The 14624-nt window shown below is 61.0% G+C and carries 10 protein-coding genes; 3 read left to right on the forward strand and 7 right to left on the reverse strand.

Features of this window, described 5'->3' with window-relative positions; genetic code table 11:
- Window positions 1-29: 29 nt before the first annotated feature.
- Both ABEL04_RS12165 and ABEL04_RS12170 read left to right on the forward strand, forming a co-directional pair.
- Window positions 30-917: a hypothetical protein gene (locus ABEL04_RS12165; RefSeq protein ID WP_375802662.1), complete on the forward strand. Its 888-nt coding sequence runs from the start codon at window positions 30-32 to the stop codon at window positions 915-917.
- A gap of 231 nt (window positions 918-1148) precedes the next feature.
- Window positions 1149-2390, forward strand: a complete 1242-nt coding sequence (locus ABEL04_RS12170; RefSeq protein WP_375802663.1) for a hypothetical protein — start codon at window positions 1149-1151, stop codon at window positions 2388-2390.
- Between the two features lie 89 nt (window positions 2391-2479).
- On the opposite strand, the gene ABEL04_RS12175 is transcribed toward ABEL04_RS12170, so the two are convergent.
- The 3 genes from ABEL04_RS12175 to ABEL04_RS12185 form a co-directional block, all read right to left on the reverse strand.
- Window positions 2480-3994: an ATP-binding protein gene (locus ABEL04_RS12175; protein WP_375802664.1), complete on the reverse strand. Its 1515-nt coding sequence runs from the start codon at window positions 3992-3994 to the stop codon at window positions 2480-2482.
- A gap of 395 nt (window positions 3995-4389) precedes the next feature.
- Window positions 4390-5805, reverse strand: coding sequence for a cystathionine beta-synthase (locus tag ABEL04_RS12180; RefSeq protein ID WP_375802665.1), 1416 nt, complete (start codon window positions 5803-5805; stop codon window positions 4390-4392).
- 285 nt (window positions 5806-6090) lie between these two features.
- Window positions 6091-7188 (reverse strand): LptF/LptG family permease, encoded by a 1098-nt coding sequence (locus ABEL04_RS12185; RefSeq protein ID WP_375802666.1) that lies wholly within the window; start codon window positions 7186-7188, stop codon window positions 6091-6093.
- 125 nt (window positions 7189-7313) lie between these two features.
- On the opposite strand from ABEL04_RS12185, the gene sucC reads away from it, so the two are divergent.
- Complete coding sequence (gene sucC, locus ABEL04_RS12190) at window positions 7314-8495, forward strand: ADP-forming succinate--CoA ligase subunit beta (RefSeq protein WP_375802667.1); 1182 nt, start codon at window positions 7314-7316, stop codon at window positions 8493-8495.
- A gap of 48 nt (window positions 8496-8543) precedes the next feature.
- On the opposite strand, the gene ABEL04_RS12195 is transcribed toward sucC, so the two are convergent.
- From ABEL04_RS12195 to eno, 4 genes are all read right to left on the reverse strand, one after another.
- On the reverse strand, window positions 8544-11696 hold the full coding sequence (locus ABEL04_RS12195) for a putative LPS assembly protein LptD (protein ID WP_375802668.1): 3153 nt from the start codon (window positions 11694-11696) through the stop codon (window positions 8544-8546).
- A 120-nt stretch (window positions 11697-11816) separates the two neighbouring features.
- Window positions 11817-12800 carry an ROK family protein gene (locus ABEL04_RS12200; protein WP_375802669.1) on the reverse strand — a complete coding sequence of 328 codons (984 nt, stop codon included), beginning with the start codon at window positions 12798-12800 and terminating at the stop codon, window positions 11817-11819.
- 62 nt (window positions 12801-12862) lie between these two features.
- Window positions 12863-13183: a septum formation initiator family protein gene (locus ABEL04_RS12205; RefSeq protein WP_375802670.1), complete on the reverse strand. Its 321-nt coding sequence runs from the start codon at window positions 13181-13183 to the stop codon at window positions 12863-12865.
- A 14-nt stretch (window positions 13184-13197) separates the two neighbouring features.
- A complete protein-coding gene (eno, locus tag ABEL04_RS12210; protein WP_375802671.1) occupies window positions 13198-14487 on the reverse strand; it encodes a phosphopyruvate hydratase in 1290 nt (429 codons plus the stop codon).
- Between the last annotated feature and the right edge of the window lie 137 nt (window positions 14488-14624).

The following is a 14624-nucleotide window of genomic DNA, read 5'->3' on the forward strand; positions in this document are numbered from 1 at the left end:
GAATGCAAGTCCGGCGAGCAGGCACCGTGATGTTGCTGATCCTTCTGGGAGGCGGCCTCCTGATCGGGGGATGCAATGTTTTCGACTTCGCGAACTCTTCGCCTGAGACCGTCGACGCGCTTCTGGACAGTGCCCGGTCTGCACTCGCCGCCGGAAATTCTTCTCGGGCAGTACGACTCCTCGAGCAGGCCTTCAAAAAGGACTCGACGGACGTGCGGGTGCGCGTCGAACTAGGGAATGCCCTCCACACCGATCGTGGACTCGACATCTTCGCCCTGCGGTCGGCCGGAAAACATCTCGTGATCCCGGCCGATTCGGCAATCTCCTCGCGTGTTCCTTCGTCGGGCTCGACGCCGAAGAGAACGGTCTGTACGGACGAGGCACAGCCCAGACAGGCTCCCAATCGCTACACGGCCGTTCCGCTGGATGCGGAGCCGTTGCGCTTCCTGTCCGCGCGCCGGACTGTAGTGGAGCGCGTCCATGACCTTGTGGTCGAGGGGGTGCTGCGACGCCGGACCGAGGCATTCATGGACACGAGGATCGCCACTCGTCGAAAGGGGCTGCTGGTAGGGGCCGTCACCACCGCGGCCAAACAGTTGATCGATGTCCAGGAGGTCTTCGAAGAGACCGGAGGGACCCTTTTTCTCGACCGTGGGGCAGAACAGGGGCGTGCCCTTCTTGCGTGTACCGAAACAGAAGAGGCGCTGCGGCGAAGCAACCGTGCGCTGTGCACGCTGGGTGGCGCGACCCGCCAGGCGATCCGGTGGCTCCGCGACCGGCAGCAGCCGTCCGAAGACAGTCAGGAAGCTGTTCTCATCGACCGCCTCCAGTCGGTAACTAGTGCCGCCAGTGCCCGAACGGCATGCTCGAAGTCCCCGTCTGTCGCTCGCCCTGCGACGACGTCCGCTCCTAACTGAACGCCCAACCGCAGGTCCAAATGCCCGGGCACATCGCTCCGAGCATACTTCGGACGCCCGCTCCCACCTGCGCTCGGAACTGCACCGAGGAACCTCTCCGCGGAAAGCGGCTTTGGCGGGGCAAAGTTTCCGCACGTCGATCAATCTGGCTGCTCGAACACTCGTTGCACCGAACGCTGAACCGGGAGTGGAGTCCTTCCCACCCCCACTTCCCGAGCTGGTTGTCAGGACATGCACTCTCACCTCCGGACGGTCCTCTTCTCGCTCCTCGTCATTGTGGCGGGACCCGTCTCTGCGCTCGGTCAGAACAACCGGTATACCGAGCGCTCATTCATCCCGTCCCCGAGTGTTCGAGCGATGGGGGATGCGGGGGTGGCCCTTCTCGGAAAGGACCGCCCGTTTTTCTACAATCCAGCGCAGCTGCCCTCCATCTCTTCCTACTTTAGCATTCTCGGGGTGCAAGCCGCCGCCAGCCCCAACATAAGGAAGCAAATCAACTTTTATAATCGTCGAGTTCAGCCGGCCATCGAATCCAACTTCGACCTAGAGCCGGACGCCCTCGAAGAACTATACCAGGACACCTACGAGCTCGGCCGTCAACCTCTTCGCGGAACCGGGGCCGTTGTCCTCCCGTCGTTCGTGTATTCAAAAAATGGAATAGGAGTGGGGGGCGGGCTGTTCGCCAAGACCGCCCTCAACTACAGGACGAAGGGGGCGGGGCTCGGCGTCCCGAGCATATACCTGCTGAGCCGGACCGACGTCATGGCGCTTCTGTCGCTCGGGGTGGATCTGAAAACCATCGGTCTTCCGGGGGTGTCGGTAGGGGTAACGGGCACCCGAACCCGACGGCTTCTGGCGTTCGAGAACAAGCCGCTCGACACGTTCTCGGCCGACGAAGCCGCTATTCTGCTTCAGGGCAACACCTATCAGGTCGACGTGGGAGGGCTCTACACCCCGTCCTGGTGGATGTTGCCGGGAACCCTGACCCTGGGGGGCGCGGTCTACGACCTCTTCGGAGGACAATACGACTACAGTTTTGAAGGATCGCCCAGGATTCCGTTTCTGGAAGGCATCGTCGCGGAATCTGCGACTGTCGACACGGAGGCGGTTAGGCAGGAGGTGGAAAGGGCACGCCGGCGATTTCGACTTGAGCGCTCGTTTCGGATGGGCGTGGCATACCGGATCTCTTCGCTGTCCGTGCTCGACGGCGTAGGCGTCGCAGTCGACTACCAGGGATACGGTCACGATCAGCAGCATCCCCTGGCGCGGCTCCACCTCGGTGGGCGTGCGCGACTGAACGACACCTTTACCGTTCGTGGAGGGCTAAGTGCGGGGTATCCCACAGGGGGACTTGGAATCCGTCTCGGTGTACTTCGGCTCGACTACGCCGTTCACGCATTCGAGGAGGGACGCGTGCCGGGCCAATTGAGAACGTACGTCCACACCGCTCGGCTCACACTTCGGATTGAGTGACGTTTCTGGAGGGCCTCAGTGGGAACGGCCGAGCCCCCCACTGGAGACGTCCGCTTGATTGAGAGCCCTGCAGGGCTGCCACGACGAGACTACGAAGCAACGTGCTTCCGAATGGTGGCTTGAAGCTCGTCTCCACTGAACGGTTTGGACACAACGTCATCAACCTCTTGACTGTCCGTTTCCGCCTCCGTGTATCCGGTGAGCAGGATCACGGGCAGATCCGGATTCGTCTCCTTCAATTCCTGAGCCAGTTCAGTCCCCGTCATTTCTAGCATGCCGAAATCGGTGAATACGATGTCGTGACGGCCTTTCTCGAACATCTGCAGGGCCTCGGGACCGGTGGAGGCGCAGTCTATGTCGTGGTCGTTCAGCGATAGGAGCCGGGAGACGGTTGATCGAACCCGTTCCTCATCGTCGACCACGAGAACGGACGCGCCCTCGGCCTCGGGTGAATCGGTCGAGGACTTCTCGACGGGAGACGGGTCTCCCTCGGCAGGGGGAAACGTGAGCGTAAACTGCGTTCCCTCTCCGGGCTCAGACGTGATGTCGATCATGCCCTCGTGCTCCTGAATGATCCCGTAGGAGGCCGCCAGTCCCATTCCCGTTCCGTCTTCGCCCTTCGTCGTAAAGAGCGGCTCAAAGATGTTTTGCTGGACTTCGTCGCTCATTCCGATGCCAGTGTCGCTCACCTCAATGCATGCGTGCCCTTCATCACTCGTGAAGGTCCTGAAGCGGATGGTTCCTCCCTCTGGCATGGCCTGCACAGCATTGAGAATGAGGTTGACGATCACCTCACGGAGTTCAGACGCCGACCCGAGGATGTTTGGAACCTCCTCGAAATCAGTCTTCATCGAAATCTCGATCCCTTGGCGACGAGGTTCGTTGCGCCAGTACGGTTCGGTGAGCGTGATACAGTCCCGAATAAGCGTCGTCGGGTCGACAGGTTCAAAGTGCTGCTGCGTGTCGTGACGAATGTACCGCTGCAGTTTTTCGATCAGGGCAGCCCCGTCCTGCGCGCTGGTTTCGATCGTCTCGATGGACGGACGAATGGAACTGGTCAGGGAGGCGGGCTCGACCTGCTCCCTGAGAAGTTCGATGTGGCCGATGAGACTGCTCAGTAGATTATTGAGGTCGTGGGCCACCCCCATCGTCATGCGGCCCAGCGTTTCTAGCCGGTGCCGCTTGGTTTGGCTGATCATCCAGGAGGGGGGCTCAGCCAGGACCTCGCCGCTCGCCGTTACGCCCTGGCGGTAAGAATCGTCCTCGTCGGACCCGTCGTACATCGGGATGAAGTTGAACAGGATTGGGAGCGGCTCATCCCGACTGTGCGTCTCGACCGACACGAGTTGATTGGTGACGAGCGCTCCGTTGCAGGCCTCAAGGACCGCAGATTCAGCCCGTTCGCGTTCCTGCTCGGACAGGTGGGCCCACGGCTCTTCGGGGGGGCCGAGGAGGGAGGTCCACGGGTCATTGCAGTAAAGCGTATCGCCGGACTCGGAAAACGTGGCGACCAAGAGTTCGGACTCGACGGCGGGAACCGATCCCGGAAACCCCTCGTCGGGGGAACTCAGGGCGTCGTCCAAATTCGCACTGGTTCTGTCCATGGGCTCAATCTTGTTCCCCAGCGTCTCTGAGGGGCTTTGTGTACCAGGAGGTGACGTGAATTCGACCTTTCGGGCGGGCACAATGCCTGGAACCATGTGGATGGAGTCCAGAGCACGCGCCGTTGCTGTCTCGCAGATCGTCAAAATATGTGTCTTCCAGGACGGCTCTCCCTCACGGTTCTCACTCGTCTTCCGAACCTAGAAGCGCTCCCCCAGATTCGAGCCTATCGTTCCGATTCTCCCAAGCGAAGTTTGCCGGTGCCTGATATTGTCGAGATCGGTAATCCGCTCCGTTCTGCGAGTACGGCCGTGGGACGACGTGAACGCTTAGGAGAGCGTACGCCGGCCGTCCGGGGGGAACAAGAAGGGCCACGTCACCCGCCGAGCTGGAAATCTCAGGAGGCGTTGCCGTTGGCTTCGCCGACACCCGCAAGGGCGCTGATGAGGTCGCTCTTCGTGAGCACGGAGTAGCCGTCGTTGTCGGGCCCATGCTCGACGAGCACAGCCCCTGCGTCCTCCTCGAGATACGCGGACAGGTGCTCCAGGTGCAGGGAGGAGGGCACGACGGGAAACGGAGTGCCCATGATTGTCCGGACAGGGTCCTTCCGCGAGTCTGGGTTTTCGATGAGTCGGTTTAGGATCCGAGTTTCGGTCACGCTACCCACGACGTCACGGTCGTCATCGATGACGGGCATCTGAGAAATGCTTTCGTCGGTCATGCGCTCGATCACGTCTCCGATCTCGTCGTCCGGGGCAGCAGCGATCAGGTCCGCGTTTTTCTGGCGAAGACTGAGGACCTCGTCGGCGGTGACGTCTGGTTTCTTTTCGAGAAAGCCGTGGTCCCGCATCCAGTCGTCGTTGTACGTCTTCGAGAGATAGCGGAATCCCGAGTCGGGAAACAGCACGACGACCACGTCGTCCGCCGAGAGCTCATCCCGATGCTCGCTCATCCACTGCACGGCGCCCGCGAGCGCCATGCCGCAAGACTGACCGATGAAGAGCCCCTCCTCCCGGGCAATGCGGCGCGTCATCTGCATGGCCGACTTGTCCTCGACCTCTACGAAGTCGTCGACGATGTCGAAGTCCATGTTCTCGGGAAGAATGTCCTCCCCCACCCCTTCCGTGAAGTACGGATAGATCTCGTCCTCGTCGAACACCCCCTCGTGGAAGTACTTGTGGAAGACCGATCCGCAGGGGTCCACCCCGATCACCTCGATCTCCTCCTTCTGCTCTTTCAAGTAGCGTGAGGTCCCGCTAATGGTGCCTCCCGTCCCGGCCCCGGCGACGAAGTGAGTGATCTGGCCCTCGGTCTGCTCCCACAGTTCCGGCCCTGTCGTCTCGTAGTGGGCCTGGGTATTGGCCGAGTTGTCGTACTGGTTCAGATATATCGAATTTGGAATTTCTTCCGACAGTCGGCGGGCGACGGAGTAGTAACTTCTGGGATCGTCCGGCTCCACATTTGTGGGGCACACGAGCACCTCTGCCCCAAGGCCACGAAGCACGTCCACCTTCTCCTGGCTTTGCTTATCCGTGGTCGTGAAGATACACCGGTACCCTTTGGCGATGGCCGAAATGGCGAGACCAGCCCCTGTGTTGCCGCTTGTGCCCTCGATGATAGTCCCCCCAGGCTCGATGAGGCCTTCTTCCTCCGCGTCCTCGATCATGCTAATCCCGATTCGGTCCTTCACCGATCCCCCTGGATTGAAAAACTCAACTTTCCCGAGGACCGTGCAGGGAAAGTTATCGACGATTTCGTTGAGCTGAACCAGGGGAGTATTCCCAATCGTGCCCAGAACGCTATCGTGCCACATGGGTAGGTGCCGGAAAATGAAAGGGAATGGCTCCGAGAGTGGAGATCAGGTCCACTCGGGCCCGCCTGCCGAAGGCAATTGAGGGGCGGGACAGGGACTTCCATCAGCCCTCAAGGGATGAACGCATCCGATGGCCAAAGAGTTGTCCCGCTTCCATGATATCCACTAGTGTAAAAATAACATCATGGACGGACAGTTTCGGGGTGGGCACGGACGGAAAGCAGAGGCGTTTTTCACCGGCCTCCTGCCCTCCTCGCGCCGGTGGGGGGAGCTTGAGCCTTCCCCCTACGTCCGCGTCCGCCAGAGCACAAGGAGGGCGACCAGGGCAAAGGTGAGATGAGGAAGCCAGGCAGTCATGGCGGGGCCGAGCGCTCCGGAATACCCGAATGGCTCCGCTAGTTTCTGGACGGACAGGTAGAGAAATGCGGTGAGCAGGCCGATGGCAAACCGCACGGCTTGCCCCCCGCGCCGCCGAACCGAAGCGATGGGGACACCAATGAGGATCAGAATGAGGTTGGCAAAGGGGTAGGCGAACTTGTTGTAGTACGCCACCAGGGACCGGTTTAAATTACTGACCCCGGATCGGCGAAGGGACCGGAGATAGTCGGCCGCAGCGGGAATGGTCATCGCGGATACGTCGTTCTTCGAGCGGGCCAGGTCCTGCGGATACACCTTGAGGGTTGTATCGAGAGAGGAAAAGGTCTGCTTCGACTGCTGGGCACCGTCCAGGAATCGCCGGCGAGTCACATCCTCCAGGTGCCAGGTGTCGAGCGAGTCGATCCATTCCATGCGTTCGGCGTCGATCCGGCTCGCCAACTGGGACGAGCCGTCCATCCTCTGAAGGGAGACATCGTGGGCCTGCTTCTGCTCAGGGTCGTAGTAGCCCACCGACAGGATGGACTGGGGGCCGTTCTGACGGTGAATCTCGCTGTTCTCGACAGTTTGATTGCCCGGGAGGTACTTATTCTCGTAGCGGACAACTACCTCATTGGTCTTGGGGACGACCCACCCGTTGAAGCCGAACATGACGACAGTAACCAGGAGTCCTACCACGGCATAGGGGCGCACGAGCCGGTACAGCGAAACCCCGGAGGTCTGTAAGGCGGTAAGTTGGAGCTCCTGAGCGAGGGTTCCCGTCAGGTAGATGCAAGACAGGAATAGCGCGAGGGGGGACGTGAGCCGGACAATTTCCGGAATGTAGTTGGGATAGAACACCGTAAAGACCTCGCGGATCGTGGCCCCCTGGTCCAGAAAGTCGTCGCTGTACTCCACCCAGTGCAGCACGATGAAGAAAACGATGAGCGCCCCCACGAAGACGATGAAGCCTTTTAGGAGCCGCCATATGATATGCCGTTCGAACGTCGTCATGTCAGGAGGTCTCACGTCACGCCAGCTGGATTGAGGGCTCACGAACAACCCGCAAAGACGGGCGGGAGGCGCTAGACCTTTTCGCAACGAACCGTTTATTTGCCAACAAATTTGTCACGCATCTAACCTGTCCGTCCTCCATGAAGCTTCACGAATATCAAGCAAAAGCCCTCTTTCGCGAGTACGGCGTACCGGTGCCCGAAGGCATCGTGGCCGAAACCCCAGATGAGGCGGTCGATGCTGCACGTCGCCTGAAGGAGGACGAAAACGCCTCCCTTTTCGTCGTGAAGGCGCAGATCCACGCCGGAGGCCGTGGAAAAGGGGGAGGAGTGAAGCTCGCCCACAGCATCGACGAGGTCCGTGAGCACGCTGCGTCCATACTGGGCATGGATCTGGTCACTCCTCAGACTGGGGACGAGGGGCAGGAGGTCCGCAAGGTGCTCGTAACCAAAGGGGTCGACATCGCTCAGGAGTATTACCTCGGCGTGACGCTCGATCGGGAGCAGAGTATGAACGCCATCATGGTGTCGACCGAGGGGGGAGTCGACATCGAAACCGTTGCCGAGGAGTCCCCCGAAAAGATCGAGAAAGTCTGGGTCGATCCCACGATCGGGCTGCAGCCCTTCCAGACCCGAAAGCTCGCGTTCGCCATGGGGCTGGAGGGGGACGCGTTTGAACAGGCTACCTCAACGATTCGAGGCCTCTACGACGCGTTCGTAGACACCGACAGTACACTCGCCGAAATTAATCCGCTCGTGCAGACCGAGCAGGGCGAAATAGCGGCCGTCGACGCGAAGATTAATCTTGACGATAACGCCCTCTTCCGACACCCGGACCTGGAGGAGATGCGCGACCTCCACGAAGAGGACCCAGTGGAGGTGGAGGCTGGGAAGCATGGGCTGAGCTACATCAGGCTCGATGGAAATGTCGGCTGCATGGTAAATGGGGCCGGACTGGCCATGGCCACGATGGACATCATTAAGCTGGCCGGCGGAGAGCCCGCCAACTTCCTCGACGTAGGGGGAGCCGCAAGTGCAGAGACTGTCGAGGCGGGGTTCCGCATCATCCTGAAGGACCCGAGCGTCGAGGCCATTCTCGTCAACATTTTCGGGGGCATCGTTCGCTGCGATCGGGTGGCGCGCGGGGTCATCGAGGCGGCCAACAACATTGACTTTGCGGTGCCCCTCATCGTGCGCCTCCAGGGAACCAATGCTGAGGAGGGAAAGCAGTTGCTCGACGAAAGCGACCTGACGATCGAATCGGCGGTCCTCCTCAAAGAGGCGGCCGACCAGGTCACCGAGGCGCTGGCGGAAGACGGGTGACGAATCGGTTTTTTCGGATCCTCCTGGTGTCCCTCAGAGCGGTCCTCCTCATCTCCCTGGGCCGGGACCTCTCCTGCCCCGCGTGGGACTTCCCCCTACGCCTCGAGTGAGGCCTCCTGCCGTTTGCCGGAGACGCTGGCCGAACCCACCCAGTCGACCTCCTCGTCCTGAGTTCGGGATTTGCAGCCGGAGAAGCTGAGACAGCCGTCCGCTGTCGACCTGGAGGTTGAAGCTGTACGACTGGTACCGACCGAAGGGCACCCAGCTGAAGGACATTGACCAGCACCCGAGGTCGCGCTGGATGTTGATCCGTGTCGTAGACAGCTCGCTGTCGATGAGGTCAAACCCCGTCCGGCCCTGCAGGGACCAGAGCGGAGTGACATCGAGGGTGAATTGGGCGCCAAGGGTTGCACGCTGATTCTCGATGCGCTTTTCGGGCTTGCGGAAGCTGTAGCTAAAGTCAAAGTTCAGCGACCAGGGAAGACGCGCGTCGAGGTAGCCGTTGGACGTTGAGGGGGAAGAAGTCGACGACGAGGGCTGGTCCGTCCCTGGCCGCTGAGGACGTTGTGGGCCACGCTGGGTCTGGCCCGGCCGCCCGGATCCTGGACGCTGGCCTCGTCTGGTTCCGCCTCGTCTGGTCCCGGTTCGGCCTCCCTGCCGTTGGCTCTGGAACGAGCCCCCAACGTCGATGCGAAATCTTGTGAGTCGGACGGGAGTGAGTGGGCTTTCGGCAACCATGTATCGATCCACGCGCGTGAACTGGACTGGGCTGTCGGGGTCGGCCTGGGTGGGGGAACTTGGCAGTTGGGGGCCCGACTCGCCGGCCCCGTCTGTCCCGCTCCGCTGCGTGGACCGGGGACGCAGAGCGTACGGAGAGAAAGTCATGTCCGTGCTGATGCGGAAATCTTTGATCGTCGTGCGGGCCCGGAAGTCGATATCGCTCGTCTTGAAGTTGTCGGCCGCGAAGTTGTAAGACGCGCCAAGGTCAAAGTCCAACAGCTTAATCTTCTCCTCCTGTTGCTCTCCCGTCGAATCGACCTGTACGTACTTCGTCTCGAGTTCGTTGTCGAGCGAAAAGCTCAGGCTGCGCTGCTCATTGCTTCCACGAACGCGCCGACCGTTCAGGATGTCGTACCGAACGGGCTCTCCGGTCTGCTCGTCGAGGACGGGGTCCCCATTTTCGTAGCGGAGCCGCCGCGTGCGTCCCCAGAACGGCGCGTTGAAATTGGGCGTGTACCGAAACGAAAGAGAGGGATTCATGCGGTGCCGGAGACCCTGCAGGGGGCCGATGCGGAGCGGAAAGGTTCCGAACACTTGGGTGTTTGCCGAAATGCCCGTCGAAAAACTGCGTCGGGCGTAAAATCCGCGGACGGTTCGCTCAATCGTTTCCTCGTCGATGCGCACCGAGTCCTCGGAGACTGGAATGCTATCCCGGCGCACAAACCGCCGCTTGGTGTTGATGCGCCAGTCCGACGTGTAGCGGATATTGGGGCTCAGGCTTAGGTTGTAGCGGTTGATTCGGAAAGAGGCGTTGAGGGGAATCCGGTGTGTCGCTTCAAAGTCGAAGGCCTTGTCGTTCCCGGTGGCGGCTTGGTACTTCCGACGGTCCACGAGTGCTTCGTACCAGGCAATCTCGGCGAGGGAGTCGGCAACCTGCACCAGCGAGTCGGCCCGTGTCGAGTCGCCCCGGGATCGGAGGGTGCTGGCCCGTTCGCGAAGTCTTGGGGCACGAGGTTGGAACGAGTACCGGTTGTTCAGTCTGAACTCGTAGGAGGTCGTAATCTTCTCGAACCAGCGCTCCTCTCCGACGGCTTGTTCGAGATCGAACGGCTTGAAGGATCGCTGTGAGAAGTTCACATCGGGCAGTGTCATCCGGACCTCCCCGGTCTGAAGTTGCTGGTTCTGATTTGCACTGACACTCAGGTTTTGGCCGCCCCCCGGCCAGTTCTTACTGTAAGAGAGGTCCGAGGTGATCTCCTGGCTAACGGCTTCGTCGTAGCTGTTTGGGCTCTGACGGGCAAAGTTCGAGGACGTGACCAGGTTGATATCACCGCGAATGGAGGCGGTCGGGGAGAGCTCCTGACTGTGACTCCAGCGCAGACGACCCTGGTGTTTGTTGATGAAATTCGGATCCCCCCTTTCCCCGATCCGGGTACGCTGGTAGGTTACATTCAACTGGCCGTCATACGCGTACCGTTTTCGATAACGAAAGACCGGGTTGATCTCGTAGCTTCCCTTCGACCAGACGCTGGCGCGAATCTGCAGGTCGGTGTAGTCGTTCAGCGCGAAGTACCATCCCAAGTCCTGGAGGTAAAACCCTTTGCGACGGTCCTGGCCATAACGAGGCGAGAGAGGACCGCTCCGCCGCCCGGGCACATTGGGCACGACGCCGAACGGAAGCCAGAGGGGGGTCGGAATATCAAACAGGTAGAGTTGAATGGGACCTGTGTACACCCACCGGCCCTCCACCTTCATCTTACCGGAGCGGAGGGAGTACGACGGAATCTGGTCGGGAGGACAGTTGCATGTCGTGTAGGATCCATCTCGAACGAACACCGTGCTGTCTTCGAAAACCTTCACGGCTTCGCCCTGCACGTAGCCGTTCCGCCGCTGGGTGCGAGCCGCCACGACCCGACCCCGCTTCGTGCGGAGATTGAACGAAATCTTCTTCCCAGTGAACGACTGTCCCTGCCCACCTAGGCCCTGTCCACCTGGGCCCTGCCTCCCCGCGCTCTGCCCCCCTGTGCCCTGACCTCTACTAAATACCGGGCGTCCTTGGGCTGCAGTATCGGAGGGGGGACCCGTCGCTTGAACCACGCTGGTCCCAAGGTTCATCGTGATGGTCCCTCCCTTCAGGGAGGCCTTTTGGTAAGATACGCGGGCCTTCCCGTACAGTGCACCGCGGTTGTTCGAGTCGGGCCGCATTACGATCACCAGAGAATCCGACGCCGAAAACTTCACCCCTGCACCGGAGCTTCCCGGTGCCGACGATTTCCGGGAAGACGGGGGACCCTGCTGGGCTGCAGTGGGAGGGGCGCTTTGGCCGGGAGGGGGGCGCTGAAGCGAGTCGGGGGAGGGACGCCGCACCGTGTCCGCGGCCTGGCCCTGTTTCTGCGCGGCGCTCGGGGAGGCCAACAGAAGAACCAAGGGAACGAGGCCCAAGCCGATAAGCAGCCGGTAGACGAAGCGAGATCGAGACACAACAGCCACAGGATAAACGCACACAGGCCTTCCCCGGATGCACCGTCCCAACCTGTCGCGCAGGCAGAACCGCCGCCGGACGCAACTGGTCGGATCCGGAAGAACACCAGGCCCCCGCCACTACCGAGAGCCCACTTGCGCCTGTTCTCCCTCGAAGGCGAGGCGTGCGGCGCCAAGGAGGCTCACCTCGTTGCCCAGCTCCTCCCGGAGAATGCGGAGGTTTTCGCGAAGACCGGGCACAACGAAACGGGGAAGGACGGCACGGGCCGGTTCGAGAATATAGTCGCCTGCTGCGGAAACGCCTCCACCGACGACAATGGTCCGAATGTCGAGCAGATTCACGGCAGAGCCCAGCACACACCCCAGTTTGTGGCCGGCCCATTCAAGGACCTCCCGGGCGAGCTCATCTTCCTGATTGGCGGCTTCGTAGAGGGTCCGAGGCGTGATTTGCTCCAGATCCCCGTCCACAAGATCGTGAACAGCACTATCGGGATAGTTTACGAGCCGATCCCGAGCGTGCTGTGCCAGGAATTCCTGCCCGAGGTATCCCTCGATGGCCCCGCTCACTCCCGAGTTGGCGAACGGGCCTTCGTAGTCAATCGTCATGTGGCCAATTTCGGCCGCCCCCCCAGTGCTGCCCCGAAAAATCTTGTTCTGGTAAATAATTGCCCCCCCGACGCCGGTTCCAAGCGTGACCATGATAAAGGAGTCAGAGCGCTGGCCGGTCCCGTAGAAGGCGGAGCCGAGGCCCGCAACGTTGGCATCGTTTTCGACGATAACGGGAAGATCGCGGTCGAGACGAGACTGCAGGACCGATTGCAGGTTGATCGTCTCCCATCCCGGAAAATTCGGAGGCCGAGAAACAGTTGTGCGATTCCAGTTTACGGCCCCCGGTGCACCAATGCCAACGCCGGCCACTGAGCTGTTAGGGGCCGCAGCCACCATCTCCTCGGCGATTGCCCCAATCCGATCTACGACGTGCTCGGGGCCCTGGTCGGCCTCCGTCGCATACTGCGTACGTTCGAGGAGCCCCTCCTCACGGTCTACGAGAGCTCCTTTCAGGTTCGTCCCCCCAAGGTCGACGCCGACGGCGTAAGGTTTCATGTGTAGTTAGAGCGGGAGTGACGACTCAACAGCGAAAAGGTGCGGATTTCAGGGACCTCGTCCTACTCGGATGCCGAACGAGATTGCTCTGGCTTGACGCGATAAATAGTCTCCCCAGGGCGCTTCATGCCGTACTCGTTCCGGGCAATCCGCTCGACTACGCTATCCGGCAGTGGTCGGTCGAGCTTTTTCTGCAGACGGTTGATCTTGCTCTGAAGTCTAGCGTTTTCCCGGTTCAGGGACTCGAGCTCTTGCTGCCAGTAGTACCGGCGCAGCAGGCTGTGGCTGTCGAAAAAGAGAACCCAGACGAGGGCCCCGGTCAGGACGGCACCAATCCCCCATCGGAACCAGCTCGCAGAGTCACCGGACTCGGACGTAGGCATGGCGACGACGATTACTAACGTGCAAGAGAAAAGGCCTCGAGGTTGGGGTAACGGGCCGTGGCCCTGAGCTGCTCTTCGATCCGGAGCAGTTGGTTGTACTTCGCCACGCGGTCACTGCGGCTGGCAGATCCGGTCTTGATTTGTCCTGTGCCGGTCGCCACGGCCAGGTCAGCAATCGTCGTGTCCTCCGTCTCCCCGGACCGGTGGCTCACAATTGCCGTGAATCCGTGGGCCTGCGCAACCTCGATGGCATCTAGCGTTTCTGTAAGCGTGCCGATCTGGTTGGGCTTGATCAGAATAGAGTTGGCGCACCCCTCTTCGATGCCTCGCCTCAGGCGGTCCGTGTTCGTTACGAACAGATCGTCGCCCACGAGTTGGACGTCCTCCCCCACGGCATCGGTCAGCATCGCCCATCCGTTCCAGTCGTCCTCGTCCATGGCGTCCTCGATCGAGAGAATGGGATACTGATCGACCCAGTCTGCCCAGTAGGCCACCATCTCCTCCGAGGAGCGCTCGGTGTCTGGATCGCTCTTCCAGAACACGTACGCCCCGTCCTCGAACATCTCGGCAGCGGCGGGATCGAGGGCCAGGAAGAGGTCGGATCCGGCTGCATATCCCGCCTTCTCGATGGCCTCAAGGAGGAGTTCGACGGCCTCTTCGTTCGACTGGAGGTCGGGGGCGAAGCCGCCCTCATCCCCAACGGCGGTGCTGTAGTCCCGGTCGTGGAGCACGGTCTCGAGCGTGTGGAAGACCTCGACGCCTGCACGGAGGGCCTCGGAAAAGGACGAAAGGCCGACCGGCACAACCATAAATTCCTGGATGTCGACGTTGTTATCAGCGTGTTCTCCCCCGTTGAGAATATTCATCAGGGGGACTGGAAGTGTCCGTGCCGTAGCACGCCCGATGTACCGGTACAGCGGAACCCCGAACGTTGCGGCTCCTGCTTTCGCGGCCGCAAGCGAAGCCCCAAGAATTGCGTTCGCCCCCAGATTCGACTTGTCGTCGGTTCCGTCGAGTGCGCACAGGGCATCGTCGAGGGCTGCTTGCTCGAGCACGCTCATGCCCTCCAGTGTGTCGGCGACAGGCCCATTGACGTGAGACACCGCCTGAGTCACGCCCTGGCCCTGATAGCGGTCGGCATTCCCATCGCGAAGCTCAACTGCTTCGTACGCCCCCGTGGAGGCCCCGCTTGGCACAGCCGCCCGACCTAGCACACCCTCGCTGGTGGTCACATCCACCTCGACGGTGGGGGTCCCTCGGCTGTCCAGAATTTGGCGAGCGGTGATGCGTTGAATCGTAGACATACGAAACGAAAAGCGGTCTTCGAGCCAGCGAAAAGAGAACGGAGGGGAGCCTGCGGAGAGACGCCATTCCACCCGTTAACTACGTGGTCGGAGTGCAGAACCACAAGAAGCGAACTTGGGGACGGAATGAAGGCTCA

Origin of the sequence: Salinibacter sp., from assembly GCF_042218895.1 — a bacterium.
Taxonomy (GTDB): Bacteria; Bacteroidota; Rhodothermia; order Rhodothermales; family Salinibacteraceae; genus Salinibacter.

Coding starts and splice junctions, on each gene's coding strand:
- ABEL04_RS12205 (WP_375802670.1), bottom strand. CDS start 13,183: ATGCCTACGTCCGAGTCCGGTGACTCTGCGAGCTGGTTCCGATGGGGG.
- ABEL04_RS12165 (WP_375802662.1), top strand. CDS start 30: ATGTTGCTGATCCTTCTGGGAGGCGGCCTCCTGATCGGGGGATGCAAT.
- sucC (WP_375802667.1), top strand. CDS start 7,314: ATGAAGCTTCACGAATATCAAGCAAAAGCCCTCTTTCGCGAGTACGGC.
- ABEL04_RS12200 (WP_375802669.1), bottom strand. CDS start 12,800: ATGAAACCTTACGCCGTCGGCGTCGACCTTGGGGGGACGAACCTGAAA.
- ABEL04_RS12175 (WP_375802664.1), bottom strand. CDS start 3,994: ATGGACAGAACCAGTGCGAATTTGGACGACGCCCTGAGTTCCCCCGAC.
- eno (WP_375802671.1), bottom strand. CDS start 14,487: ATGTCTACGATTCAACGCATCACCGCTCGCCAAATTCTGGACAGCCGA.
- ABEL04_RS12170 (WP_375802663.1), top strand. CDS start 1,149: ATGCACTCTCACCTCCGGACGGTCCTCTTCTCGCTCCTCGTCATTGTG.
- ABEL04_RS12180 (WP_375802665.1), bottom strand. CDS start 5,805: ATGTGGCACGATAGCGTTCTGGGCACGATTGGGAATACTCCCCTGGTT.